The organism is Pseudomonas sp. KBN10P06128 (assembly GCF_037574945.1).
In the GTDB taxonomy this organism is placed as follows: Bacteria; Pseudomonadota; Gammaproteobacteria; order Pseudomonadales; family Pseudomonadaceae; genus Pseudomonas; species Pseudomonas aeruginosa.
This window is the reverse complement of record NZ_JBBELR010000001.1, coordinates 2,127,899-2,150,682: the sequence shown is the minus strand read 5'-3', so window position 1 is coordinate 2,150,682 and position 22,784 is coordinate 2,127,899. Positions and strand designations below refer to the sequence as shown.

The window sequence follows — 22,784 nt, the reverse complement described above, 5'->3', positions numbered from 1 at the left end:
GACTCCGCTGCCAGCCTCATTGCCATGCGGCGGGAGCCCGCCGCGCCCCGTTCAATCGAAGGTGATGCCCTGTGCCAGCGGCAGCTCGCGGGAATAGTTGACGGTGTTGGTCTGCCGTCGCATGTAGGCCTTCCAGGCGTCCGAGCCGGACTCGCGACCGCCGCCGGTCTCTTTCTCGCCGCCGAACGCCCCGCCGATTTCCGCCCCGCTGGTGCCGATGTTGACGTTGGCGATCCCACAGTCACTGCCCGCCGCGCCCTGGAACAGTTCCGCCTCGCGCAGGTCGGTGGTGAAGATGCACGACGACAGTCCCTGGGGAACCTCGTTGTTCAGGCGCAGGGCCTCGTCGAAATCGCGGTAGCCGACTACGTACAGGATCGGTGCGAAGGTCTCCGTGCGCACCACTTCGGTCTGTCCCGGCATCTCGACGATGGCCGGCGACACGTAGTAGGCATCCGGATAACGCTCCTGCAATTGCCGCTCGCCGCCGAACACCCGTCCCCCCTGCTCGCGGGCTCGCGCCAGGGCGTCCTGCATGGCCAGATAGCTGCGTTCGTCGATCAGCGGCCCGACCAGGTTGCCCTCCAGCGGATGACCGATACGGACCCTGGAATAGGCTGCCTTGAGGCGCTCGACTATCTCGTCCTTCACCGACTCATGAGCAATCAACCGGCGCAAGGTGGTGCAGCGCTGCCCGGCGGTGCCCACCGCGCCGAACAGGATGCCGCGCACCGCCAGGTCGAGGTCGGCGCTTGGCGCCAGGATCATCGCGTTGTTGCCGCCCAGTTCGAGGATGCAGCGAGCGAAACGCGCCGCCACCCGCGGCGCCACTTCGCGCCCCATGCGAGTGCTGCCGGTGGCGCTGACCAGGGCGACGCGACGGTCGTCCACCAGCGCTTCGCCGGCCTCGCGGTCGCCGATCAGCAATTGGCTCAGGTGCGCCGGCGCATCGCCGCCGAAGGCCCGCGCGGCACGCTCGAACAGTGCCTGGCAGGCCAGTGCGGTGAGGGGGGTCTTCTCCGAAGGCTTCCAGACCACGGAATTACCGCAGACCAGCGCCAGCGCGGTATTCCACGACCACACCGCGACTGGGAAGTTGAACGCGCTGATCACGCCTACCACGCCCAGCGGGTGCCAGGTCTCGCGCATGTGGTGGCCGGGACGCTCGGATGCGATGGTAAGACCGTACAACTGGCGCGAGAGGCCCACCGCGAAGTCGCAGATATCGATCATTTCCTGGACTTCGCCGAGGCCTTCCTGGGTGATCTTGCCCGCCTCCCAGGACACCAGTTCGCCGAGTTCGGCCTTGTGCCGACGCAATTCCTCGCCGAACAGCCGCACCAGTTCACCACGGCGCGGCGCCGGCACCTGGCGCCAGGCGCGGAACGCCTGTTCGGCGCGCTCGACCTTGGCGGCAACGGCGGCGCGCCCCTCCAGTCGCACCGCAGCCAGGCGACTGCCGTCGATGGGGGTATGCACGGCAAGCTCGCCATCGCGAAAAGCATTGGGGTCGAGGCCGAGACTGCGCAGCAATCCGTCGATCATGTGAGGTTCTCCTGGCTGTTCGTTTCCGCTCGTTTTAGTCGGTTTGCCCGGTAGCGACAAACGACCTTTATTCGCCACGTCATTCCGAGTTTTCATACTGGCTCCGAGCTGTCGCGATCCGCCGTCTTTCCCGTACCATGCACGCCTTCGCCGGCCAGCCCTCGCCTACCCGACATGGACAAGAAACAGCTGTTGCGCCTGATCACGGAAAAGCTCGCCGCGGACCTGGAAGTCGCCGTCCGCGCCGCGCAGACCGCCCATGAGACGGCAACCCACGAAGAGAACGTCGCCGAGAACAAGTACGACACCCTCGGCCTGGAGGCGGCCTACCTGGCCGCCGGGCAGTCGCGCCGGGTCGAGGAGATCCGCCAGGCGCTGGGCCTGTACCGCAACCTGGTGCTGCGCGATTTCGACGAGGAACAGGGCATCCAGCTCACCGCGCTGGTCACCCTGCTGAACGCCGACGGCAGCCGGCGAACAGTGTTCCTCGGCCCCGAGGCGGCCGGGCTGAAGATCGATTGCGAAGGTCGCGAGGTGTTGGTCATCACGCCTCGCTCGCCACTGGGCCAGAGCCTGATCGGCAGGCACCCGGGCGACGAGACCGGGGCGAAGGACTCCCCCCTTGCGGTGGAAATCCTCGCCGTCGACTGAGGCTACTGCTGCGGCGCACCGCAGGCGCCGCAGAACTTCGCGCCCGCCGCGAGATCGGCGCTGCAGGCGATACAGCGCAGCGGCGCCAGGGCGCCGCCGCAGCCCTGGCAGAATCGTGCCGTCGCCGCATTCGCGGTGCGGCAGGCGGGACAGGCCATTCCCACCGCGACTGGCGCCGGCGGATAGCCGCCCTGACCGCGGTGATGACCGCCGCCGTGATGACCACCGCCCTGTCCATGATGACGCCCACCCATCAACAACCGTTCGAAGAACCCCATGGCACAACCCTCTCGTCTGGATCTGACGGCTTCCAGTGAAAAGGCTGTAGCCACTACAGGGTCAATGGCGCGGAAACATCGGGAAACTCAAGTCCGCTTCACCACAGCGGCAACGCGTAGCTGACGATCAGCCGGGTCTCGTCGATGTCGTTGCCGAAATCGCTGCGGAAGGTGCCGTTGCGCAACTTGATCCCCAGGTTCTTCAACGGCCCCGATTGCACCAGGTAGGCGATATCGGTGTCCCGCTCCCATTCCTTGCCGCGCCCACCGCCGTCCAGAAGGTCGATGTGTTCGCCACGCAGGTAGCGGCTCATGAATGTCAGGCCGGGCAGGCCGATGGCGGCGAAGTCGTAGTCGTAGCGCAACTGCCAGGAGCGCTCGTCCTTGTTGGCGAAATCGCCGATCTGCACGAAGTTGACCAGATACGGATCGGTCCCGGCCAGGTAGGCGAAGCCGCTGTCGCCGGACATGCGCTGGTAGCCGAGGCCGAAGGCGTGGCCGCCCAGGCGATAGGTGAACAGCGCATTCAGCGCGCGATTGTCGACGCGGCTGCCGCCCTCGTCGGTGGAACGCGCCCAGCGGATGTCGGACTTCAGCGACTGGTCATCGGCGAGCGGCAAGAGGTGCTGCACGCCGAGATGATGCTGACGGTAGAAATCCTCCAGGTTGGCGTAGTGGTAGCTGCTGCTCAGGCGCTCGCTCCAGCGGTAGGTACCGCCGGCGAAGTCGAAGCGGTCGCTGCCGGGGTGCCGGCCCGCCAGTACGTTGCGCTTGTTGCCGCGGGTGATGCCGAGGTCTTCGGCGTTGGTCGAGTCGCGCTGCTTGACCTGGCGCAACTGGCCGAACTGCAGCGCCAGCCCGTCGATCTCGTTCACTTCCAGCAGTCCGCCCTGGAAGGTTTGCGGGTGCAGGCGCGTGTCGTTGAACTGCACCACCGGCAGCCTGGGCATCAGGGTGCCGATCTTCAGCGTACTGTGCGAGACCCGTAGCTTGGCGGTCAGGCCCAGGCTGGAATAGTCGTGGGCGGCGCGCCGGTCGCTCGTCGAATACGGCAACAGACCGCTACCGGATCGCTCTGGCGAGGAGTCCAGCCTGACACCCAGCAGGCCCAGCGCATCGACACCCAGGCCGAAGAGCCCTCGGTGTAGCCGGACTCGTAGCGCAACAGGAAACCCTGCGCCCACTCCTCCGAATAGGACTGGCTGGCGATAGTCGCGATTGAAATAGAAATTGCGCAGTTCGAGGCCGGCCTTGCCGTCGGCAAAAAACTCCGCCTGGGCGGACGACGGCAGCAACGCCAGCCCCGCGGCCAGCATCGGAACGGGAAGAATTTTCATTGTTGTTGTCTCTTCGTCGTCAGTGGATAGACACGGCGCCGCGGCCACTCCCTGCCGCGACCGCCGTGGCGGAGCGGATCAGACCCCGGCGAGCATGCCCTCCAGGCGTTGACGCACCAGTTGGCGCGCCTGCTCGACGATGTCCCTGAGCAACTCGGCGCAGGCCGGTTCGTCGTCGATCAGGCCCTGGACCATGCCGGCCGACCAGATCCCCAGGTCGGTATCGCCCTGCTGGTACACCTGGCGACCGCGCTGGCCGCTGACCAGCGCGGCTATATCGGCGTAGCCGGCGCCGCCGCGTGCCTCGATCGCCAGTACTTCCTGGCTGATCGCGTTGCGCGCCACCCGCGCGGTATTGCGCAGGGAACGCATGATCAGGTCGGTGGAACGCTCGTCGGCCGCACGGATCGCCGCCTTCACCGCAGGGTGTATCGGACATTCGCGAGTGGCCAGGAAGCGCGTGCCCATGTTGATCGCGTCGGCACCCAGCGCCAGCGCCGCGACCAGGCCACGTCCATCGGCGAAACCGCCGGAGGCGATGATCGGCACGCGTAGCCGGTTGGCCGCGGCCGGCAGCAACACCAGGCCGGGGATGTCGTCCTCGCCCGGGTGGCCGGCACACTCGAAGCCGTCGATGGAGACGGCGTCCACACCCAGTCGCTCGGCCTTGAGCGCATGGCGCACGGCGGTGCACTTGTGGATCACCTTGACGCCGTGTCGACGGAATTCGGCGATGTGCTCGCCGGGGTCGTTGCCGGCGGTTTCGACGACGCGGATTCCCGCCTCGATGATGGCTGCGCGATATTCGGCATAGGGCACCGGCTTCTGCGTCGGCAGCAAGGTCAGGTTGACCCCGAACGGCCGATCGGTCAGCTCGCGGCAGCGGGCAATCTCCGCAGCCAGTGCCTCCGGGCTCGGCTGGGTCAACGCCGACAGCGTCGCCAGGCCACCGGCGTTGGCCACCGCCGCAGCCATCTCGGCACGGCCGACCCACTGCATGCCGCCCTGCATGATCGGGTGTTCGACGCCGAAGGTCTCGGTGAAACGGGTCCTGAACACGCCCATGGATTGCCTCCTCGGTCAAATCGGGTCCCAGGAGAACACGTCCGGGCTGCGCGCCAGGTCCATGAAGCTGCCGCGCAACGCCGGCATGCCGTGCTCGGCGATGCTCTCCGGGGTCCAGCCGTGCTCGCTATGCACACTGCGCAGCGGCCGGCTCTGGCTCATCAGGAAGAGTTCGTGGTGACGCGCGGCGAACACCTGGCCGGTGACCTCGCGGGCGGCGTCGGACGCCAGGTAGACGGCCAGCGGCGCGTTCTTCTCGGGGGTCATGCGCTGCAGCTTGTCGACGCGGGCCTTCTGCTCCGGGGTTTCGGCCGGAATCGAGTCGGTCATCCGGCTCCAGGCGAACGGCGCGATGCAATTCGAACGCACGTTGTAGCGCTGCATGTCGAGGGCGATGGATTTGCTCAAGGCGACGATGCCCAGCTTGGCCGCGGAATAATTGGCCTGGCCGAAGTTGCCGATCAGCCCGGAAGTGCTGGTCATGTGTACGAAGGCGCCGGCCTGCTGGGTACGGAAGCGTTCGGCGGCGGCCCGGCTGACGAAGAAGCTGCCGTTGAGATGGACATTGATCACCGACAGCCAGTCGTCGGCGCTCATCTTGTGGAAGATCGCATCGCGCAGGATGCCAGCGTTGTTCACCACGATATCCAGACGCCCGAAACCGTCCATGGCGCATTCGACGATACGCCGCGCGCTGTCCCAGTCGGCGACGCTGTCGGTGTTGATCAGACCTTCGCCGCCTCGCTGGCGGATCAGGCCAAGGGTCTCTTCGGCCGGCGAGGCCGACCCGCCCTCGCCCTGTAGCGATACGCCGATATCGTTGATCACCACCCGTGCCCCGGAATCGGCCAGGGCCAGGGCGATCTCGCGGCCGATGCCGCCGCCCGCGCCGGTAACGATCGCGACCTTGCCTTCATTGAGTCTGCTGCTCATGGGTAATCCTCTTCGTCCCGTGGATGTCGTTCGGTTGCGCTCAGCCCGGCAGGCCGAGGACGCTCTTGGCCAGGATGTTGCGCTGGATTTCGTTGCTGCCGCCGTAGATGGTGGTCGGCCGCGACTGGATGAAGATCCCCGCCGGATGCAGCTCGGGGTCTTCGGCGAAGGGCTGTAGCAGGGCCGAGTCCTCCCCGGCGACCTCCAGGCCCAGCTCGCTGATGCGCTGGAACAGTTCGGACTGGAAGATCTTCAGCATGGATACCTCCGGGCCGAGGCTCTCCCCACGCCGCAGGCGTTCGGCGAAACGCTCGTAGAGCGCCTTGTGGCTGTCCAGGTCCATGCTCAACGCGGCGAAGCGGCGCGCGAACAGAGGGTCGTGCCACAGTCCCAGGTGCCGGGCCAGGCGCTCCAGGCGCTGGAGGGCGAAGGTGGACTGCTTGGGCGAACCGAGGAAGATCCGCTCGAAACCGAGCAGCGCCTTGGCCATGCTCCAGCCCTGGTTGATTTCGCCGACCAGGCTGTCGTAGGGCACCCGCACGTCGTTGAAAAACACTTCGCAGAACTCGCCGTGCAGCTCCAGGTTGAGGATCGGCCGCACCTCGATGCCCGGGCTGTCCATCGGCACCAGCAGGAAGCTGATGCCGTGCTGCGCCTTGGCGCTGCGCTCGGTGCGGACCAGCAGGAAGATCCAGTTGGCCTCCGAGCCCATGGTGGTCCAGGTCTTCTGTCCGTTGATCACCCACTCGCCGTTTTCCAGGCGCGCCTCGGTGCGCAGGCTGGCCAGGTCGGAGCCGGCGTTGGGCTCGCTGTAGCCCTGGCACCAGATGTCTTCGCCGCTGAGAATGCGCGGCAGGAAGCGCGCCCGTTGCGCCTCGTCGCCATAGCGGATCAACAATGGGCCGAGCATGGTCACGCCGCTGTCGGGCAGGCGCGCGCAGCCGTACTCCTCCATTTCCTCCATCATGATCAGTTGCTTGCCGGCGCTCAGCCCCATGCCGCCGTACTCCCTGGGCCAGCCGGGACACAGCCAGCCCTGGCGCGACAACAGCAGGTACCACTCGCGGGTTTCCTCGCGCCCCAGGCGACGGGGCGGATTGCGGATGCGCTGCGGATAGTTGGCGGCGATCCACTCACGGACCATCAGGCGAAAGGCGTTGTCGTCGAGACTGTCGTAGTCGGTCATCTCAGTTTCCTCTGAATACGGGGGGACGCTTGGCGAGAAAGGCCGCCTTGCCCTCGGCGTGGTCGGCGCTGAGAAACAACTGGCTCTGCAACTCGCCCTCCCGCTCCAGCAATAGGTCAAGGCCCTCGGCGAGCAACGCCTTGGTCATCGCCAGGGGCAACGGCGCCTGCTGCTCCACCCGCCCGGCCAGTTCCAGCGCCATCGCCAAGGCGCCGCCAGCGGCGCAGAGGCGGTCGGCCAGGCCGATGCGCAGTGCCTCCTCGGCCTCTACCACCTGGCCGAACATCAGGATCTGCCGTGCCCGCCCCCAACCGATGCGCGCCGGCAAGGTATGCAACTGGCCAAGGTCGGCGAGCAGCCCGACCTTGCCGAAGCCGGCGGCGAAGCGGGCGCCGGCGCCGCAAACGATGCTGTCGCAGGCCAGCGCCACGGACAGCCCGGCTCCCACCGCCCAGCCCTCGACCGCGGCGATCAGCGGCTTGCCCATGCGCACCATCTGCCGCACCAGCCGCGCGTTGTCCTGCATTCGCGCCCTGCCGGCGGCCAACTCGGTCACCCGCATGTCGCCCAGGTCGCCGCCGGCGCAGAACACCTCTTCGCCACCGGTCAGCAGCACGCTGCGGATCGATGGGTCGCATTCGGCCGCCTCCAGGGCACGCAGCAATTCCATGCGCAGCGCCGGCGACAGTGCGTTGCGCCGGGCCGGGTTGTCGAAGCGCAGCAGGCGCACCGTGCCGCGCGTTTCCTGCAACAAACCGCTCATCAGGCCACCTCCCGCTGTAGCAGCGCGGCGTAGCGCGCCTTGTGGAACGCCAGCGAGCCGTGGGCATTGAGCAGTACCATGGCGCGGCGCAGGAACAGGCCGATGTCCGCCTCGTCGGTGTAGCCGATGCCGCCGTGCAACTGGATGGCCTGGCGGGTCACCAGCAGAGCCGCTTCCGAGGCCCGTACCCGTGCGCTGGAAACCTGCCGCTGGCGCTCGCTTTCCGACGCCCCGGCATCGATCGCGGCGGCGGCCTGCTCGACCATGGCGCGCGACAGTTCGATCTGGATCCTCAGGTCGACCATGCGGTGCTGCAGCGCCTGGAAACTGCCGATCTCGCGGCCGAACTGGCGACGTACCTTGAGGTACTCCAGGGTTCGCTCGAAGGCGCCATCCATCAGTCCGACCAGATAGGCCGCGCAGGCCAGCGCTGCCTCGTCCAGAACCTGTTCCGCCACCTCGCCGGACAACCACCGTGCCGGCGCATCGCGGAAACGCAGGCGCGCCAGGTGAGCGCCATCCTGGGTCGCCTCGCAGAGCAGTTCCACGCCATCGGCATCGCGCTCGACCAGCGCCAGGCCCTGCTCGCAGGCCACCAGCCAGGCATCGGCGGCGCCAGCCAGATGTACGTGAGCGACTTCGCCGTGCAGCCGCCCTTCCTGCATACGAGGGCGCCGCCGCCCATCGCGGTAGGCGATGCCCGCCGGCAGGACCAGCCGCTCAGCGGCCAGCAACGCAACGCGCTCGTCTTCCGGCAGCAACGGCGCCACCAGCCCGGCCTCGATCAGCGGCTCGGGCAGCAGGCCGCGCCCCAGCGCCTCCAGCAACGCCGCGTATTCGCTCATGCCCAGGCCGCTGCCGCCCAACGCTTCATCCAGGCGCAGCGCCGGCCAGCCCATGGCGCAGACCTCGCGCCAGGCCTGGCGGTCCACCCCGCTACCGGTGAAACGACCGCGGCGCACGCGGCTCAGGTCGCCGTCGCGCGGCACCAGCGAAGCCGCGCTGTCGCGGATCATCCGCAGACGCTGCTCGCGCTCGCCGGCCCACTCGTCTTGCTCACTCATCTGTTCGCCCTCCTGTCGATACGCCGACCGCCCGTCCGTCATCTGCACGGGCGGCGCCGGCTTGTCCGCGCGGAGCGACCGCGCAGGCCGTGGTCCGGACGCGCGACGGATGGCTCCGCTGCCGCGCCGCCGGAACTCCGCTACGGCTTAGCCGCGCGGTACCTGAAGCTGCCCGAGGCCATGGCGATGACCTCGCCGTCCTCGTTGCAGATTTCCGCCGTGCAGAAGCAGATCGTGCGGGTCCGTCGCACTACCCTGCCAACCGCACGAAGCTCGCCGCGGGCGCTACCCATGAAGTGGGTAGCCATGTCGATGGTCACCATCGAGCAGTCCGGCAGGCAGGCACGGATCGCCTAGGCCATGGCGGCGTCCAGCACCGACATCAACACCCCGCCGTGGAACTGTTGCAGGTAGTTCATCAGTTCCGGGCGATGCCCCAGGCGCACCCGCGCCACCCCGTCGGCATCGGTCCAGCGCTCGAGGCCGATGAACTCCTGGAAGCTGGCGGGCCGCTGCTCCGCCGCTGGCTGTCGTGGAAAAGAACTCATGGATGTGCACTCCTTCCGCAGGATCAGGCCTTGGCCGCGCGCCGCTCGGCGGTATCCACGGCACTGCCCGGCGCTTGCCGTCGGGAAGCGCTCTCGGCATCGCGGGACTCGCGGTTCGGGTCGTAGAGCCGGTCCGCAATGAACAGCGCCGGGATCAGTCCGGTGAGCACGTAGGTGATGCCCATCACCAGGAAACCCGCGCCGATCGACACGTGGGTGGCCAGCAGGCCGATGCCGGCGGGTGCCACCGCCGCGCCGATACGACCCAGGTTGTAGGCGGTGCCCACCGCCGAGCCGCGGACGCGGGTGGAGAAGCTCTCGGTCATGTAGGTGGCCAGCACCCCGACCGGAACGCCGTAGATGAAGCCGAAGGTGATGAGGATCCAGAGGATGTTGGAGGGCGAGTGGTAGAACACGATCAACGGCATGAAGGCGGCGCTGCCGATGGCCCCGGCGGCGAAGGTCAGGCGCCGGCCGAAGAGATCGGCGCAGACACCGGCGGCGACCTTGCCGAGGATCATCGCGCTGTAGGTGCCGACCATGTAGCCGGTCATCGACTTGAAGTTCATCCCCAGCTCGCTCTCCAGGTAGGACGGCATCCAGTTGTTGGTGCCGTAGTAGCCGAACAGCAGGAAGCAGGAGGTGAGGCTCCAGAGCAGGAACATGCCGCGCGTTTCCGGATCGCCCAGCATCCGTCCCAGCGGGCCGGCGCCGCCAGCCTCGGCGTGGCTCTGCGGAGCCGCGCCGGGACGCTGGCGCCCGGCCTGGGCCGCGAGCCAGGACGGCGACTCCGGCACCCAGGGCCGCAGGGCCAGGCAGACCAGCGCCGGCGCCACGGCGGTGAAGAACAAGGTGCGCCAGCCGAACTCGGGGATGATCTGCCCCGCCAGCAGGGTCGCCACCAGGTAGCCCACGGTCCAGCCGGCCTGCATGGCGGCGAGGATGGTGGTGCGGTACTTGGTTCCGACGCACTCGGACATCAGGATGTTGCAGGCGACGAACAGCGAGCCGAGGCCGAGCGAGGCGACGAAGCGGATCAGCGCGAACTGCCAGTAGTTCTGGGTCAGCCCCAGCAACGCGGTACCGATGGAGAACAGCACGATGGTCCAGGTCACCACTCGCACCCGGCCGAAGCGGTCGCAGCACCAGCCGCCATAGATACCGCCGACGGCCATGCCGGCGAGAGTCAGGCTGCCGAGGGAGCCGGCTTCGAAGTTGCTCAGGCCGAATTCGGCCTTCAGGCTGTTGAGGCTGTAGGCCAGGAACATCAGGTCGACGCCGTCGGCGAGCAGGCCGAGGAAGCAGAAGACGAAGGCGATCAGCATGGTGCGCCGGGAAATGGCCGGCGCCGGGTTCGGGGAAAGCGCGGTTGCATTCATTATTCTTGTTCTCGCAAGCAGGATTTCGGTTGATCTTCACGGCAGCCCGACGGTCGTTCCCTCGCGCCACCGCCCTTCGCTTCAGTCCGGCCGCTCTGGCGGCGGACCTACCCGGCCGTTGTCCAGCACCACCACATCGCGCTCGACGACGCGAGTGCGGAACGAGCCGTCGCTCCACATCTCGGTACGCAAGGTCTCGCCGGGAAACACCGGAGCCGAGAAACGCACCTGCAGATGTCCCAGTTGCTCCGCGCGGTAGTCGGCGAGCCCGCGCAACACTGCGTGGAATGCCACGCCGAGGGTGCACAGGCCATGCAGGATCGGCCGCGGGAAGCCGGCCCGCAGCGCTGCCGCGGGCTCCGCGTGGAGCGGGTTGTCGTCGCCGTTGAGGCGGTAGTACAGGGCCTGCTCCGGACGGGTCGGCAGGTCGAGTCGCAGGTCGGGCGTCCGTTCAGGCAAGCGATGCGGCATTTCCGGCACCTGCCGGGAACCACCGAAGCCGCCGTCGCCGCGAAGGAAGGTGGTGCTGCGGGCGACAGCCAGCACCTCGCCACTGAGCGCGTCGCTGAGCACCTTCTCGCTGTAGAGCAGCGCGCCCTTGTCGGCGCCCTTGTCTACCAGACCGGTGACCCGGGTCCTACCGATCACCTCGCCTTCCGCCGGCAACGGCCGCCGCCACTCCAGGCGCTGCTCGCCGTGAACCAGGCGCAGCGCGTCCACGCCAGTCGCCGGATTGCCCAGCCAGAAGCCCGGATGACCGAGCACCAGGGCCATGCACGGCAATGCCTGGAGATCGCGGCACGGATCGACGTAGACCAGTTGGCGCTCGTCCAGCGGGTCGCCGCCCAGACCGAGGGTCAATGCATAGAAGGCGCTGTCGCGCCGGCTGTAGCGCTGGCGTACTTCGGGGATCGGGTAGTTCAGGAGCACCTCAGGATCGAGCGCCATCGGCCACCTCCTCGACTTCCAGCACCGCATCCACCGCCCAGGCGCCCTGGCCCTCCGGCAAGGCGATGACCGGGTTGAGGTCCACCGAGCGCAAGCGCTCTCCCGCCTCCCAGGCGAACCGCGAGAGATTCGACAGCAGCCGTGCCAGCGCCGCGACGTCGGCCCGCGGCCGGCCACGCGCGCCGAGCAGGAGCGGCGCGCCTCTGATGCTACGGATCATCGCCTCGGCTTCGTCGACCTCGAACGGGCAGCGGCGGAACACCACGTCCTGCAGCACCTCGACGAAGATCCCGCCCAGGCCGAACAGCGCCACCGGGCCGAACAGCGGATCGCGCTGGATCCCCATGAAGCACTCCACCCCACCCTGCAGCTGACGCGCCACCAGGACGCCATCGAGACGCGCCTGCGGCGCCTTCTCGGCGGCCCGGCGCAGGAGCAGTTGGAAACCGGCGCGTACCGCGTCCGCATCGCTTACGCCAAGCAGCACGCCGCCGATTTCCGACTTGTGCTGGATGTCCGCCGAGGCGAGCTTCAGCACCACCGGGTATCCGATGCCCTCGGCGAAGGCAACCGCCTCTTCGGCACTGCCCAGCACCGCCTCGGCGGCGGACTCGATACCGGCGCGCGCCAGCAGGCGCTTGGCCTCGGCTTCGCCGGGCGTGGAGGCGGGCAACTGTAGCCCGCCGGCAGGCCGGCGCAGGCGCAACGGCCGGGCGAAGGCTTCGCCGAGCCGCCCCATGGCCTGGATCGCCACTACCGCCCGGGTGGGGTCTTCGAACAGTGCGAAGCCGGCCTCCTCGTAGGGTGCCAGCTCCTCCCCCTCGCCCATCACCGAGACCACGAACAGACGCTCGGGATGAGCCTCCTTGATCCGCCGGAACTGCTCGGCCAGACGCGCGCCGATGGAGGCGGCGGTGCCGGCCTGGGTGAAGAAGGCGAGCAGCGAACGGTAGCCACCGTCGACCACCATCGACTCGGTAAAGTCGCGCACCAGCGTCAGATCGTTCAGGGCCTGCGCGGTGCAGTCCACCGGGTTGATCGGCGACGCGAAGGACAGCCGTGCCTTCAGCCGCTCCTGGGCCATGTCCGGCATCGGCGGCATCGGCAGGCCGACCTCCTCGGCGGCATCGCTGACGATGATCCCGGCGCCGCCGCTGACGGTGATCATGCCGAGGCTGTTGCCCACCGGATAGATACGCCGGGTGGCGAGGTAGGCGATGTCCATCAGTTCCTCGGTGGTCCTGGCGCGGATCACCGCATAGTCGCCCAGCACGGCGTCCAGCACCTTGTCGTCGCCGGCCAGCGAAGCGGTGTGGGACAGCGCCGCGCGGCTACCCAGGGCGCTGCGCCCGACCTTGTGCAGAATCACCGGCTTGCCGGCGCGATGCGCGGCCTCCAGGGCGGCGAGGAAGCTGTCGACGTTGCGGATGGATTCGGCGTAGGCCATCACCACGTCGATCTCCGGCGACTCCACCAGCCAACCGATGCTGTCGCCCAGGGTGACGTCGGCCTCGTTACCGGTGGCCACGCAGATAGGGGTTCCCAGGCGCCGCTGGCGCGCCATGCCGAGCAGGTGCGCGCCGTAGGCACCGGACTGGGTGGCGATGCCTACCCGGCCGGGCAGCGGTACGCCACGTTCCAGGCTGGTGGAGAAGAACGCGTAATAACCCAGGTTACTGTTGAACGCGCCGAGCGCATTCGGACCGAGCAGGCGCATACCGTGCTCGCGGGCAGCGGCTACCACCGCATCCTGCATCGCCGCGCCGGCCTCGCCGACCTCGCTGAATCCGGAAGAGAACACGATGGCACTGCGCGCCCCCTGGCGGCCCAGCGCCCGGACGGTCTCCAGCACCTGAGGCGCAGGCACCGCGACAATGGCCACGTCCGGTGCCTGCGGCAGCTCCGCAACGCTGGCGAAGGCCGGCAGCCCCTGGATTTCAGCACGATTCGGATTGACCGGGAGGATTTGCCCGGCATAGCCATGGCGCAGCATGTAGGCGATGGGACGGCCACCGATGCGGGTCGGGTCGCTGGAAGCGCCGATCACCGCGACCGAGCGTGGTTCGATCAATGGAGTAAGACTGGCGAAACGGGGAGCGTCGATGAGCTGTTGCGAGTGGTTCGCTGACATGGGTTCACCTGATCCGTTTGTCTGTGGCCGGCACGACAACCTTCTCGCGGGCGAGCGCGCCCGCGGGACGCCGCCACGGCAGCGCCCGGAAGACCTGTCGGCCAGGGGTCTAGAGCGTGTCGCCGGTGCCGAGCAACGCGGTTACCTGGCTGGACAGCGTGCCGCCGTTGCCGTGCAGCAACGCCACGTCGGCCTTGGCCAACTGCCGCTCGCCGGCCTGGCGGCGGAGCTGGGTCACCGCCTCGATGATCAGGAACATCCCGTACATCCCCGGATGCACGCAGGACAGCCCGCCACCGTTGGTGTTCACCGCCAGCTCGCCGCCGGGCGCGATGCGTCCGCCCTGGACGAATGGGCCGCCCTCGCCCTTGGCGCAGAAACCCAGGTCCTCGAGGAACAGCAGGGTGTTGATGGTAAAGGCGTCGTAGAGCATCACCAGGTCGATGTCGGCGTGCCGCACACCGGCCATCTGCATGGCTCGCGGACCGCTTTCCGAGGCCGCCGTCACGGTGAGGTCGGGCATCGACACGATCGAGCGATGCCACTGCGCTCCGGCCGCGCCAAGGAAGTACACCGGCGCATTGGGCAAGTCGCGGGCGCGCTCGGCGCGCACTACCACGCAGGCGCCACCGCCGTCGGTGACCAGGCAGCAGTCGGCGGCACTCAGCGGGTCGCTGACCATCCGCGCGGCAAGGACGTCATCGACGCTCAACGGCCCGCGGGCGAACGCCTCGGGATTCAGGTTGGCCCATTGCCGGGCAGAGACCGCCACCTCGGCGAGCTGCTCGCGTGTGGTGCCGTACTGGTGCATGTGCCGGCTGGCCGCCAGGGCATAGGCGGTGATCGGGTGGCGCGGCTTGTAGGGCGTCTCGTGCCATTGTGGCTCGCTCATCGATACCAGGCGGCCGCCGGCGGTTCGCTGGTTGGAGCCGTAGCAGATCAGCGCAGCGTCGCAGAGACCGGCCTCCAGTGCCAAAGTGGCCTGCAGCAGGTGCAGCTCGAAACTGGAGCCGCCGATATTGGTGCCATCCACGAATTTCGGGCGGATGCCGAGGTATTCGGCGACCGACAAGGTGGGAAAGGCATGGGAGCTGGTGGCGGCGAAGATCGCGTCGATGTCGGAAAGCTTCAGGCCGGCATCGGCAATGGCCTTGAGCGACGCCTGGCCGAGCAGTTCGATGGCGCTGTAGCCCGGCGCCTCGCCGACGCCGGCGCTACCGATGCCGACGATGGCGGTCTTGCCTCGGATGGCCGCGCTCATGGTCGTCCCTCCTGGTGGGGAACGAACACCACGACATTGGCACCGTCCTGCTCGACGATGCGCGCCTGCACACGGGTGCCGATCGGCAGGCTCTGGTGCCCGTCGATCCGCGACATCATGCGCACGCCCTCGTCCAGGTCGACCAGCGCGACATTGTGATTGCCGCCGCGGGAGCGATTGACAGTGATCGCGTAGAGCGTACCCAGGCCGCTGGCGGGAACCCACTCGAGATCAGTCTCGCCGCTACCCGGCACCAACTGGCGCGGGTAGAACACATGGCGACCGCTGGAACGGCTGCGCTGCAACATGAAACGGCCCTGGGCGAGAAACGCAAGGTACTGCGCCTCAGGTCCCGGAGTACTGCCATCGGGAAGATCTGCCACGAGGTTTCTCCTTTGTTCTTGTCGACCTTTGCTGCAAAGTGCATCGCGCTGGACGCCGAACCGGATACTGCTTCCGTCCCCGGTTGTACGTTCCGGAAGGCCAGAATATATTCACTATCGTGAATGTCAATCACAATACTGAATGAAAAGAGGAAAAATGACCAAGGACGCCACAACCAAAGGCACCAGCAGCAAAGATGTCGGCGCGGTAGTGAACGCCATTCAGATACTTCGCCACCTGGCCCACGCCGACGGACCGCAAGGCGTGGCCGCCATCGCTCGCGCCACCGGCATCAGCCCGAGCAGCGCCTTCAATATCCTGCGCACCCTGAGCAACGAACGGCTGACCTCCTTCGACGATGCGGGCAAGACCTACCAACTGGGCCTTGGCCTGTCGGAACTGGCCGTAGGATTCGTCGGACGCAGCTATGCCGACCTGATCCAGCCAGAGCTGGAGCGACTGAGCCTTGCCCACCACATCCTCATCGCCCTGTGGCAAGTCACCGACGATGCGCACATCCGCGTTATCGCCCTTGCCGCACCGCCCGTCGCCCACGTCAACGTCGCCGTCGGCACGCGCCTGCCGGAACTGGTCGGCGCCGCCGGGCGTTGCATTGCCGGCCTGCGCGAACTGCCGGAGGACGAACTGCGCCGCCGACTGACCCGCGTGCGCTGGGAAAATCCGCCGAGCTTCGAGCGCTACCAGGCCGAAGCGACCGAGGCCGTCGAGCGCGGCTGGGCTATCGACCAGGAACACCTCTACCGCGGCGTGAGCATGGTCGCCAGCGCCATCACCGACCGCGACGGACAACCGCGCTTCGCCATCTCCGCGATCGGCATCAGCGCCCAGCACCAGCCCGACGACCTGGAACGGATCGGCACCAGCCTGCGGGATACCGCGCGCTTCGTGAGCCGCGCGCTATTTCCCCAGGGCGAGGCACTGAAGGATAAATCCTGAAATGACATTCAACCCACTGAAAGATTAGCCGGCCAGCCGTCATCGACCCTCGACGCCGGTACCACCTTTCAACCCGAGGACCGGCAGATAACGGAGAAAGCGCCAGAATCGCTTCAGCGTCACCCGGTCCCACGCCCGCAGCGGCACCGAGCGGAACAACTGCCAGGCATATCGCCCATCCTGGACAACAGCCTTCTTCAGCGCCTTGTTCAGGATCAGTTGCCGGGCCCGGCGATAATTCGGGTGAGCCCGATAAGGCTCGATGGCTTGCATATCCGCCTCGTAATTGAGCTTGTACCTGCCGGACAGACCGCTTCCATGCCGGCGATAACGCCCCATGTAGGCCGGCAGTCGATGAATTTCATAGCCCTGCGCCGCGATCCTTAGGGTGATCTGGAAATCCTGCACGCTAATCGACGGGTCGAAGAAATCCGCCCGCTTCATCGCTTCCATGCGGTAGAGCGCCGTCAGCGGCATGACCACCAGGGTCTCGGCCAATGCTGCATCGAACCCCCAACGCTCCACACACCCCTCGCTGAAACCGTCTCGCGCCACTTCGTTACCGGCACTGTCGATACAGATATTGAAACCGCCCACGCACCCGACCTCGGGGTGCGCAAGCAAGTAGTCGACGCGCGTGTCGAGCGCTCCAGGCAGGAGAATGTCGTCCAGGTCGGGAGTCATCACGAACTCGCCCCGCGCATGACGCAAACCGTGATTGAGCGCGTCGCTCACCCCTCGGTTAGCCTGGCGGTAGAGCTGGAAACCGTGACGCTCGCGGAGCATGGCGAGACGCTCATAGGTGTCGTCCGTGGATCCGTCATCCACCACGATCAACTCGAGATTGGGATAGCCCTGCGCGTAGATGCTGGCGATCGCCTCGTGCAGATACTTCGAGATATTGAAACAGGCGCAAACGACGGAAACGAGCGGACGCATTTCTTCCTCCCCAGCCCCGTCTCCGGGACTCGGCGCAAACCGATATCCTGGCTGTCCGCCGGAGGGAAACCGTGCCATGCAGCTCGGCCACACATCCGCGGCGCCTTCAAGCGCCGGGATACTAAGAAGAACCGCACCGACCATCGAAACCGGCAGGTCGCCCGACCCGGCGCCCGAAGGACAGAAAATCGGAAGCGGTGGAGAAATGCGCGCTCAGCGCACCCACGAAACCCAGGCAGAGCGGGACGACCACCCAGAGGAGAAGGAAGGGCAGAACCAAGGAAGGGCCCGCAGCATTCCTAGGAAAGCTGCACGACCTGGCCGGCACCCGAAACCATGGCACGGCTTTTTCGCCCGCCCGGCAGAGGGGATGCCCGAACGCTCGCCAGAAAAGACAAAGCCCCCGGAACGCCAGGCATTCCAGGGGCTTTGCTCATATGTAATGGCGGAGAGATAGGGATTTGAACCCTAGGAGCCATTGCTGACTCAACGGATTTCGAATCCGTCCCGTTCGACCACTCCGGCATCTCTCCGTGCGGCGCGCATGATACCAGCTTGTACGAAGAACGCGAAGCTTTCTTGAAGATTTTTTCGCGTTCTTTCAGATGGTTGCGCGCGTTAGGAGGTTAAAGCGGCACGCCCAGGCGCTTGGCTACCTCTTCGTAGGCTTCGATCACATCGCCGAGGCCCTGGCGGAAGCGGTCCTTGTCCATCTTCTTGCGGGTTTCCTTGTCCCACAGACGGCAGCCGTCCGGGCTAAACTCATCGCCGAGGACGATCTGGCCATGGAACAGGCCGAACTCCAGCTTGAAGTCCACCAGCAGCAGACCGACGTCGTCGAACAGCTTGTTCAGCACTTCATTGACCTTGAAGGAATAGGTCTTCATCTGCGCCAGTTGCTCGGGAGTGGCCCAGCCGAAGGCCTGGACGTGGGATTCGTTGATGAACGGATCGCCCAGGGCGTCGTTCTTCAGGAACAACTCGAAGGTGGGAGGAGTCAGGGCGATGCCCTCTTCCACGCCGAGACGACGCACCAGGCTACCGGCGGCGAAATTGCGCACCACGCACTCGACCGGGATCATGTCGAGCTTCTTCACCAGGCACTCGGTATCCGACAGCAGCTTGTCGAACTGGGTCGGAATGCCGGCAGCTTCCAGCTTCTGCATGATGAAGGCGTTGAACTTGTTGTTCACCGCGCCCTTGCGATCGAGCTGTTCGATGCGCTTGCCGTCGAAGGCGGAGGTGTCGTTGCGGAACAGCAGGATGAGACGATCGGCATCGTCGGTCTGGTAAACCGACTTGGCTTTGCCGCGGTAGAGTTCTTCGCGTTTTTCCATGATGGGCTCCGCTTACGGGTAATAGGGCCTAGGCGATCTCGCGCCAATCCAGGCCTGAATGCTGATCGGCCACCTGCAGCCAGCCCGGATCGCACCCGAGGGTGTCGACGAAGGTTTGCCGGGCCAGCTGCGGCGAGTTGTTCTTTTCGCTGAGATGGGCCAGCACCAGGTGCTGCATGCGACCCCAATCCAGCTGCTTCACCAGTTCTGCGGACTGATGGTTGTTCAAGTGCCCTCGCGAACCGCCTACGCGGGCCTTGAGAAAATAGGGATACGGGCCACCGGCAAGCATCGTGCTGTCGTGGTTGGCCTCGACCACCAGAGCATCCACCGCACGATAGCACTCCAGCACCTCGGCCGTGGCCACTCCCAGATCGGTGAGCATGCCGAAGCGCCGCTGTCCGTCGGACAGCACGAACTGGGTAGGCTCGCGGGCGTCGTGCGAGACGCCAACCACCTGCACTTCCAGCCCGCGGATCGCCAGGCGCTGGCCGGCCCTCAACAGCTCGGCGGGGTGCACCGGGCGGCGCATGCCGCTCAGGGTACCCGCACTGAGATAGACCGGGATTTGGTAATGCCGCGCCAGCAGTTCGACGCCATGGATGTGATCGGCGTGTTCGTGCGTGACCAGGATCGCGTCCAGCTGCGCGGGGCTCAACCCCAGGCGCGCCAGACGCTTGATGATTTCACGCAGCGGGAAGCCGCAATCGATCAGTATCCGGGTGTCAGAACTGCTCACCAAGGCCGAATTGCCCCGGCTTCCGCTGCCCAGAACCGCGAACCGCATTGCGCATGCTCTCCTGGAGTTTTTCCAGTACGTTTTGCGCGACATCGGCCGGCGCAGAGGTGTTGATGTCCTTGTCGACGGTGACCTGCACGGCGTCGCTGACGGTGGTCAGGCGGACCTGGTAGCGCTGCGCCTTGGCGTCTTCCTCTTCCTTGGTCTTCTCGCCGCCGCCGAACAGGCGACTGAAGAACCCGGGCTTGTCTTCGTCGGGCTTCTTCGCCCCTTCGGCGATGTTCACGTAGTACACGCCAAGGCTGCGGTTGAGGTCGTCGACGCGGATATCGGCGTTATCCAGGGCACGCCCGACGCTGACCCAGGAGCGGTCGAAGTCGGATTGCAAGGTCAGCACCGGGTTGCCGCTGCCGTCCTTGCTCAACTCGAAGGTGCCGGGCGTGTCGTAGATCGAGTTGGCTGCCAGCAGGGAGACCGAGCCGCCCTGCTCGGCGCTGCGCGCCATGCTCGCGACCATCTCGTCGAGCAGCGCCGCGTCGAGGCTCGGCGCCACCGACTTGCTCGGCCAGCTCGGGCTGCTGGTGTCACCGGCGGCGCGGGTCTGGCTGAGCACGTAGACCTCGCTGGTATTGCTTTGCACGCCGGGCTCGATACGCACCCGAACCCGTGCCTGGCCGTCCGGCTCGACACCGCTCACGCGGCTGCTAAGGCGGCGTGCCAGCGGCGCGGAAAGCTGCGACAGCGATTGCCAGTCGGAACTGAACTCGCCGGTCTGCGGGCGCTCGTCGGCGATGCGGAAACCGTTCTCCTCGAAGAACTGCCGGGCCACCGGCCAGACTTCCGCCGGCGGACGCTGGGCCACGACCCAGCGGCTATCGCCGCTGCGCTGCAGGCTGTAGTCGCTGATGTCGCCGGCGTTGGCCAGCGGCTGCGGACGCGGAACCTCGTACTCACCCTCTTTTTCGTGGGTGGTGGCGACGTTCAGCGGAATCGGCAGCAGCGGATCGAGCGGCTTGCTGTGCACCCCTTCGGGCAATTGCATGGGAGGCGTCTCGCGGGCGCCGAGGTAGTCGTCGCCGCGGTCGCGGAAATAGCCCTCCGGCCCCCACAGCCAGCCGCAGCCGGAAGTGTTGCCGATAACCAGGGCGAGGGCGGTCAGTCCAGCCAGTCGCTTCATTGCGTGGAGCTCCTTGATCAAGCCAATACGCCGGTCTGGCGCATGGCCTGACGCAGCGGCTCGTGGCAACGCGGGCTGAGCCAGGTCAGGGGCAGGCGGATGCCCTCGGGGATCAGACCCATCTCATGCAGGGCCCACTTCACCGGAATGGGGTTGGATTCGATGAACAACGCCTTGTGCAGCGGCATCAGGCGGTCGTTGATGGCGCGCGCGGCAGCGGCGTCGCCGCGCATGGCGGCGGCGCACAGGTCGCTCATGGCGCGCGGCGCGACGTTGGCGGTCACGGAGATGTTGCCCTTGCCACCCAGCAGCATCAGCTCGACGGCAGTGGCGTCGTCGCCGGAATAGACGAGGAAGTCCTTGCCGACGCGCTCGATGACTTCCTTGGCGCGTTGCAGGTCGCCGGTGGCCTCCTTGATGCCGATGATGTTCGGCACCTTGGACAGGCGCTCGACGGTCTCCGGAAGCATGTCGCAGGAGGTACGCCCGGGCACGTTGTAGAGGATCTGCGGGATCGCAACGGCTTCGGCGATATGACGGAAGTGCTGGTACATGCCTTCCTGGGTCGGCTTGTTGTAGTACGGCGTCACCAGCAGGCAGGCGTCGGCGCCGCCGCTTTTCGCGGCCTCGGTCAGCGCCACCGCCTCGCGGGTGGAGTTGGCGCCGGTGCCGGCGATCACCGGGATGCGGCCCTTGACCTGGTCGACCACGCGACGGATCACCTGGATGTGCTCTTCCACGTCCAGCGTGGCCGATTCACCGGTGGTGCCGACGGCGACGATGGCGTTGGTGCCTTCCTGCAAGTGGAAGTCCACCAGCTTGGCGAGGCTGTCCCAGTCCAGTCGACCCTGAGCATCGAAGGGGGTGACCAGTGCCACCATACTGCCCGCAATCATGCAACCGCTCCTGCCGCGAAATTAAAGCGGTAATGGTACTGTCGGCGGCAGGCCTTGCACAAGACGAGCGCCACCTCGTCGGAAGCCGCTGACAGGCGGCAGACGTTTCCCTCGGCGGCGCTTTTCGCTACCCTTCCCGCTTTAGGTACGGCCCGTGCCGCCAGCGTATTCCAGGAAAGTTGAATGTCCACCAGCCAACCCCGCGAACAATTCCTTCTGATCAGCGCCCTCGGCCCCAATCCGATGGAGCTGACCACCCTGCTCTGCCGCGCCTGCGTCGAGAGCCGCTGCGCCGTGGTCAGCAGCCGCCTGACCCGCCACGGAGAGTTCAGCGCCCTGGTGCTGCAGATCTCCGGAAGCTGGGATGCCCTCGCCCGCCTCGAGGGCAGCCTGCCGGCCCTCACCAAGCGCGGCGACATCACCCTCAGCATGACCCGCAGCAACGCCCACGTGACCCGCGCCCAGGCGTTGCCTTACGTGGCCTATGTCAGCGCGGTGTATCGCCCGGACATCCTCAACGAACTCTGCCAGTTCTTCATCGACCACAACATCGAGCTGGAGAACCTGACCTGCGACACCTACCAGGCGCCGCACACCAACACCACCATGCTCAACGCCACGATTACCGTGACGCTGCCCGCCGGCACCCAGATCAGCTGGCTGCGCGACCAGTTCCTGGACTTCGCCGACGCCCTGAACCTGGATGCCCTGATCGAACCCTGGCGCCCCCAACACCCCTGAGGAGCCGAGCCATGCCGGTCGCAATCGACAAACCCGTACCCGACTTCACCGCCCCCGCAACCAGCGGCAAGGAGGTGACCCTGTCCGCGCTGAAGGGCAAGCAGGTCGTCCTGTACTTCTACCCGAAGGACAGCACCCCCGGTTGCACCACCGAGGGCCAGGGCTTCCGCGACCAGTACGCGGCGTTCCAGAAGGCCAATACCGAGGTCTTCGGCATCTCCCGCGACGGCCTGAAGTCCCACGAGAACTTCAAGTGCAAACAGGAATTCCCCTTCGAGCTGATCAGCGACAAGGATGAAGCGGTCTGCCAGCTGTTCGACGTGATCAAGCTGAAGAAGCTCTACGGCAAGGAATACATGGGCGTCGACCGCAGCACCTTCCTGATCGACAGGGACGGCGTACTGCGCCAGGAGTGGCGCGGCGTGAAGGTGCCCGGGCATGTCGACGCGGTTCTCGCCGCCGCCCAGGCGCTCAACGGCGCCTGAGCCCCGCCCCGAAAAAAAAGGCCGCATCCGCGGCCTTTTT

General features: G+C 66.7%; 22 protein-coding genes, 1 tRNA gene and 1 pseudogene. 4 read left to right on the top strand and 20 right to left on the bottom strand.

The genetic code is table 11. From position 1 onward, the window contains the following. Positions 1-51 precede the first annotated feature (51 nt). Complete coding sequence (gene amaB, locus VQ065_RS10255; protein ID WP_003086325.1) at positions 52-1,545, bottom strand: L-piperidine-6-carboxylate dehydrogenase; 1,494 nt, start codon at positions 1,543-1,545, stop codon at positions 52-54. 174 nt (positions 1,546-1,719) lie between these two features. Between amaB and VQ065_RS10250 the strand changes: the two genes are divergently transcribed. Beyond that, positions 1,720-2,196, top strand: a complete 477-nt coding sequence (locus tag VQ065_RS10250) for a GreA/GreB family elongation factor (RefSeq protein WP_003086322.1) — start codon at positions 1,720-1,722, stop codon at positions 2,194-2,196. A 2-nt stretch (positions 2,197-2,198) separates the two neighbouring features. Here VQ065_RS10250 and VQ065_RS10245 read toward each other — a convergent pair whose 3' ends face one another. The 13 genes and pseudogenes from VQ065_RS10245 to VQ065_RS10180 form a co-directional block, all read right to left on the bottom strand. After that, entirely contained in the window at positions 2,199-2,474 is a 276-nt protein-coding gene (locus tag VQ065_RS10245) for a zinc ribbon domain-containing protein (RefSeq protein WP_023098713.1), read from the bottom strand. Between the two features lie 98 nt (positions 2,475-2,572). Beyond that, positions 2,573-3,811 (bottom strand): OprD family porin, encoded by a 1,239-nt coding sequence (locus tag VQ065_RS10240; protein WP_445262789.1) that lies wholly within the window; start codon positions 3,809-3,811, stop codon positions 2,573-2,575. Between the two features lie 78 nt (positions 3,812-3,889). Further along, on the bottom strand, positions 3,890-4,876 hold the full coding sequence (locus VQ065_RS10230; protein ID WP_003086306.1) for an NADH:ubiquinone reductase: 987 nt from the start codon (positions 4,874-4,876) through the stop codon (positions 3,890-3,892). A 15-nt stretch (positions 4,877-4,891) separates the two neighbouring features. Further along, the gene (locus VQ065_RS10225; RefSeq protein ID WP_003086302.1) at positions 4,892-5,809 is read right to left on the bottom strand and encodes an SDR family NAD(P)-dependent oxidoreductase; all 918 of its coding nucleotides are present in this window, start codon (positions 5,807-5,809) and stop codon (positions 4,892-4,894) included. Between the two features lie 40 nt (positions 5,810-5,849). Beyond that, positions 5,850-6,995 (bottom strand): acyl-CoA dehydrogenase family protein, encoded by a 1,146-nt coding sequence (locus VQ065_RS10220; protein ID WP_003086301.1) that lies wholly within the window; start codon positions 6,993-6,995, stop codon positions 5,850-5,852. A gap of 1 nt (position 6,996) precedes the next feature. Then, positions 6,997-7,758 carry an enoyl-CoA hydratase/isomerase family protein gene (locus tag VQ065_RS10215; RefSeq protein ID WP_003086299.1) on the bottom strand — a complete coding sequence of 254 codons (762 nt, stop codon included), beginning with the start codon at positions 7,756-7,758 and terminating at the stop codon, positions 6,997-6,999. Further along, positions 7,758-8,822, bottom strand: a complete 1,065-nt coding sequence (locus VQ065_RS10210) for an acyl-CoA dehydrogenase family protein (protein WP_003086296.1) — start codon at positions 8,820-8,822, stop codon at positions 7,758-7,760. The genes VQ065_RS10215 and VQ065_RS10210 overlap by 1 nt, the downstream gene beginning before the upstream one ends. 140 nt (positions 8,823-8,962) lie before the next feature. Next, positions 8,963-9,370 (bottom strand): annotated as a pseudogene (locus VQ065_RS10205) (PaaI family thioesterase). Between the two features lie 23 nt (positions 9,371-9,393). Then, entirely contained in the window at positions 9,394-10,749 is a 1,356-nt protein-coding gene (locus VQ065_RS10200; RefSeq protein ID WP_003108631.1) for an MFS transporter, read from the bottom strand. Positions 10,750-10,830: 81 nt separating this feature from the next. After that, positions 10,831-11,697 carry a MaoC/PaaZ C-terminal domain-containing protein gene (locus VQ065_RS10195; RefSeq protein WP_003086287.1) on the bottom strand — a complete coding sequence of 289 codons (867 nt, stop codon included), beginning with the start codon at positions 11,695-11,697 and terminating at the stop codon, positions 10,831-10,833. Beyond that, on the bottom strand, positions 11,681-13,828 hold the full coding sequence (locus VQ065_RS10190) for an acetate--CoA ligase family protein (RefSeq protein WP_003086285.1): 2,148 nt from the start codon (positions 13,826-13,828) through the stop codon (positions 11,681-11,683). The genes VQ065_RS10195 and VQ065_RS10190 overlap by 17 nt, the downstream gene beginning before the upstream one ends. A 109-nt stretch (positions 13,829-13,937) precedes the next feature. Continuing rightward, entirely contained in the window at positions 13,938-15,089 is a 1,152-nt protein-coding gene (locus VQ065_RS10185) for a thiolase (protein ID WP_003086283.1), read from the bottom strand. Next, entirely contained in the window at positions 15,086-15,472 is a 387-nt protein-coding gene (locus tag VQ065_RS10180) for a Zn-ribbon domain-containing OB-fold protein (RefSeq protein ID WP_003086280.1), read from the bottom strand. Before VQ065_RS10180 ends, VQ065_RS10185 begins: the two co-directional genes overlap by 4 nt. A 157-nt stretch (positions 15,473-15,629) precedes the next feature. On the opposite strand from VQ065_RS10180, the gene VQ065_RS10175 reads away from it, so the two are divergent. Continuing rightward, a complete protein-coding gene (locus VQ065_RS10175) occupies positions 15,630-16,430 on the top strand; it encodes an IclR family transcriptional regulator (protein ID WP_014603652.1) in 801 nt (266 codons plus the stop codon). Positions 16,431-16,469: 39 nt separating this feature from the next. On the opposite strand, the gene wapB is transcribed toward VQ065_RS10175, so the two are convergent. The 6 genes from wapB to dapA all read right to left on the bottom strand — a co-directional run bounded on the left by wapB (position 16,470) and on the right by dapA (position 21,518). Next, positions 16,470-17,462, bottom strand: a complete 993-nt coding sequence (wapB, locus tag VQ065_RS10170) for a 1,2-glucosyltransferase WapB (protein ID WP_073660296.1) — start codon at positions 17,460-17,462, stop codon at positions 16,470-16,472. Between the two features lie 350 nt (positions 17,463-17,812). After that, a tRNA-Ser gene (locus VQ065_RS10165) sits at positions 17,813-17,902 on the bottom strand. A 93-nt stretch (positions 17,903-17,995) separates the two neighbouring features. Then, a complete protein-coding gene (gene purC / locus VQ065_RS10160; RefSeq protein WP_003086275.1) occupies positions 17,996-18,706 on the bottom strand; it encodes a phosphoribosylaminoimidazolesuccinocarboxamide synthase in 711 nt (236 codons plus the stop codon). A gap of 28 nt (positions 18,707-18,734) precedes the next feature. After that, a complete protein-coding gene (locus tag VQ065_RS10155) occupies positions 18,735-19,493 on the bottom strand; it encodes an MBL fold metallo-hydrolase (protein WP_003086273.1) in 759 nt (252 codons plus the stop codon). After that, a complete protein-coding gene (gene bamC, locus VQ065_RS10150) occupies positions 19,432-20,622 on the bottom strand; it encodes an outer membrane protein assembly factor BamC (RefSeq protein WP_003086271.1) in 1,191 nt (396 codons plus the stop codon). Before bamC ends, VQ065_RS10155 begins: the two co-directional genes overlap by 62 nt. A gap of 17 nt (positions 20,623-20,639) precedes the next feature. Continuing rightward, a complete protein-coding gene (gene dapA / locus VQ065_RS10145; protein WP_003086270.1) occupies positions 20,640-21,518 on the bottom strand; it encodes a 4-hydroxy-tetrahydrodipicolinate synthase in 879 nt (292 codons plus the stop codon). Between the two features lie 183 nt (positions 21,519-21,701). Between dapA and VQ065_RS10140 the strand changes: the two genes are divergently transcribed. Then, positions 21,702-22,259 (top strand): glycine cleavage system protein R, encoded by a 558-nt coding sequence (locus VQ065_RS10140; protein WP_003086267.1) that lies wholly within the window; start codon positions 21,702-21,704, stop codon positions 22,257-22,259. Between the two features lie 11 nt (positions 22,260-22,270). Then, positions 22,271-22,744, top strand: coding sequence for a peroxiredoxin (locus VQ065_RS10135; RefSeq protein WP_003086262.1), 474 nt, complete (start codon positions 22,271-22,273; stop codon positions 22,742-22,744). The last annotated feature ends 40 nt before the right edge of the window (positions 22,745-22,784 follow it).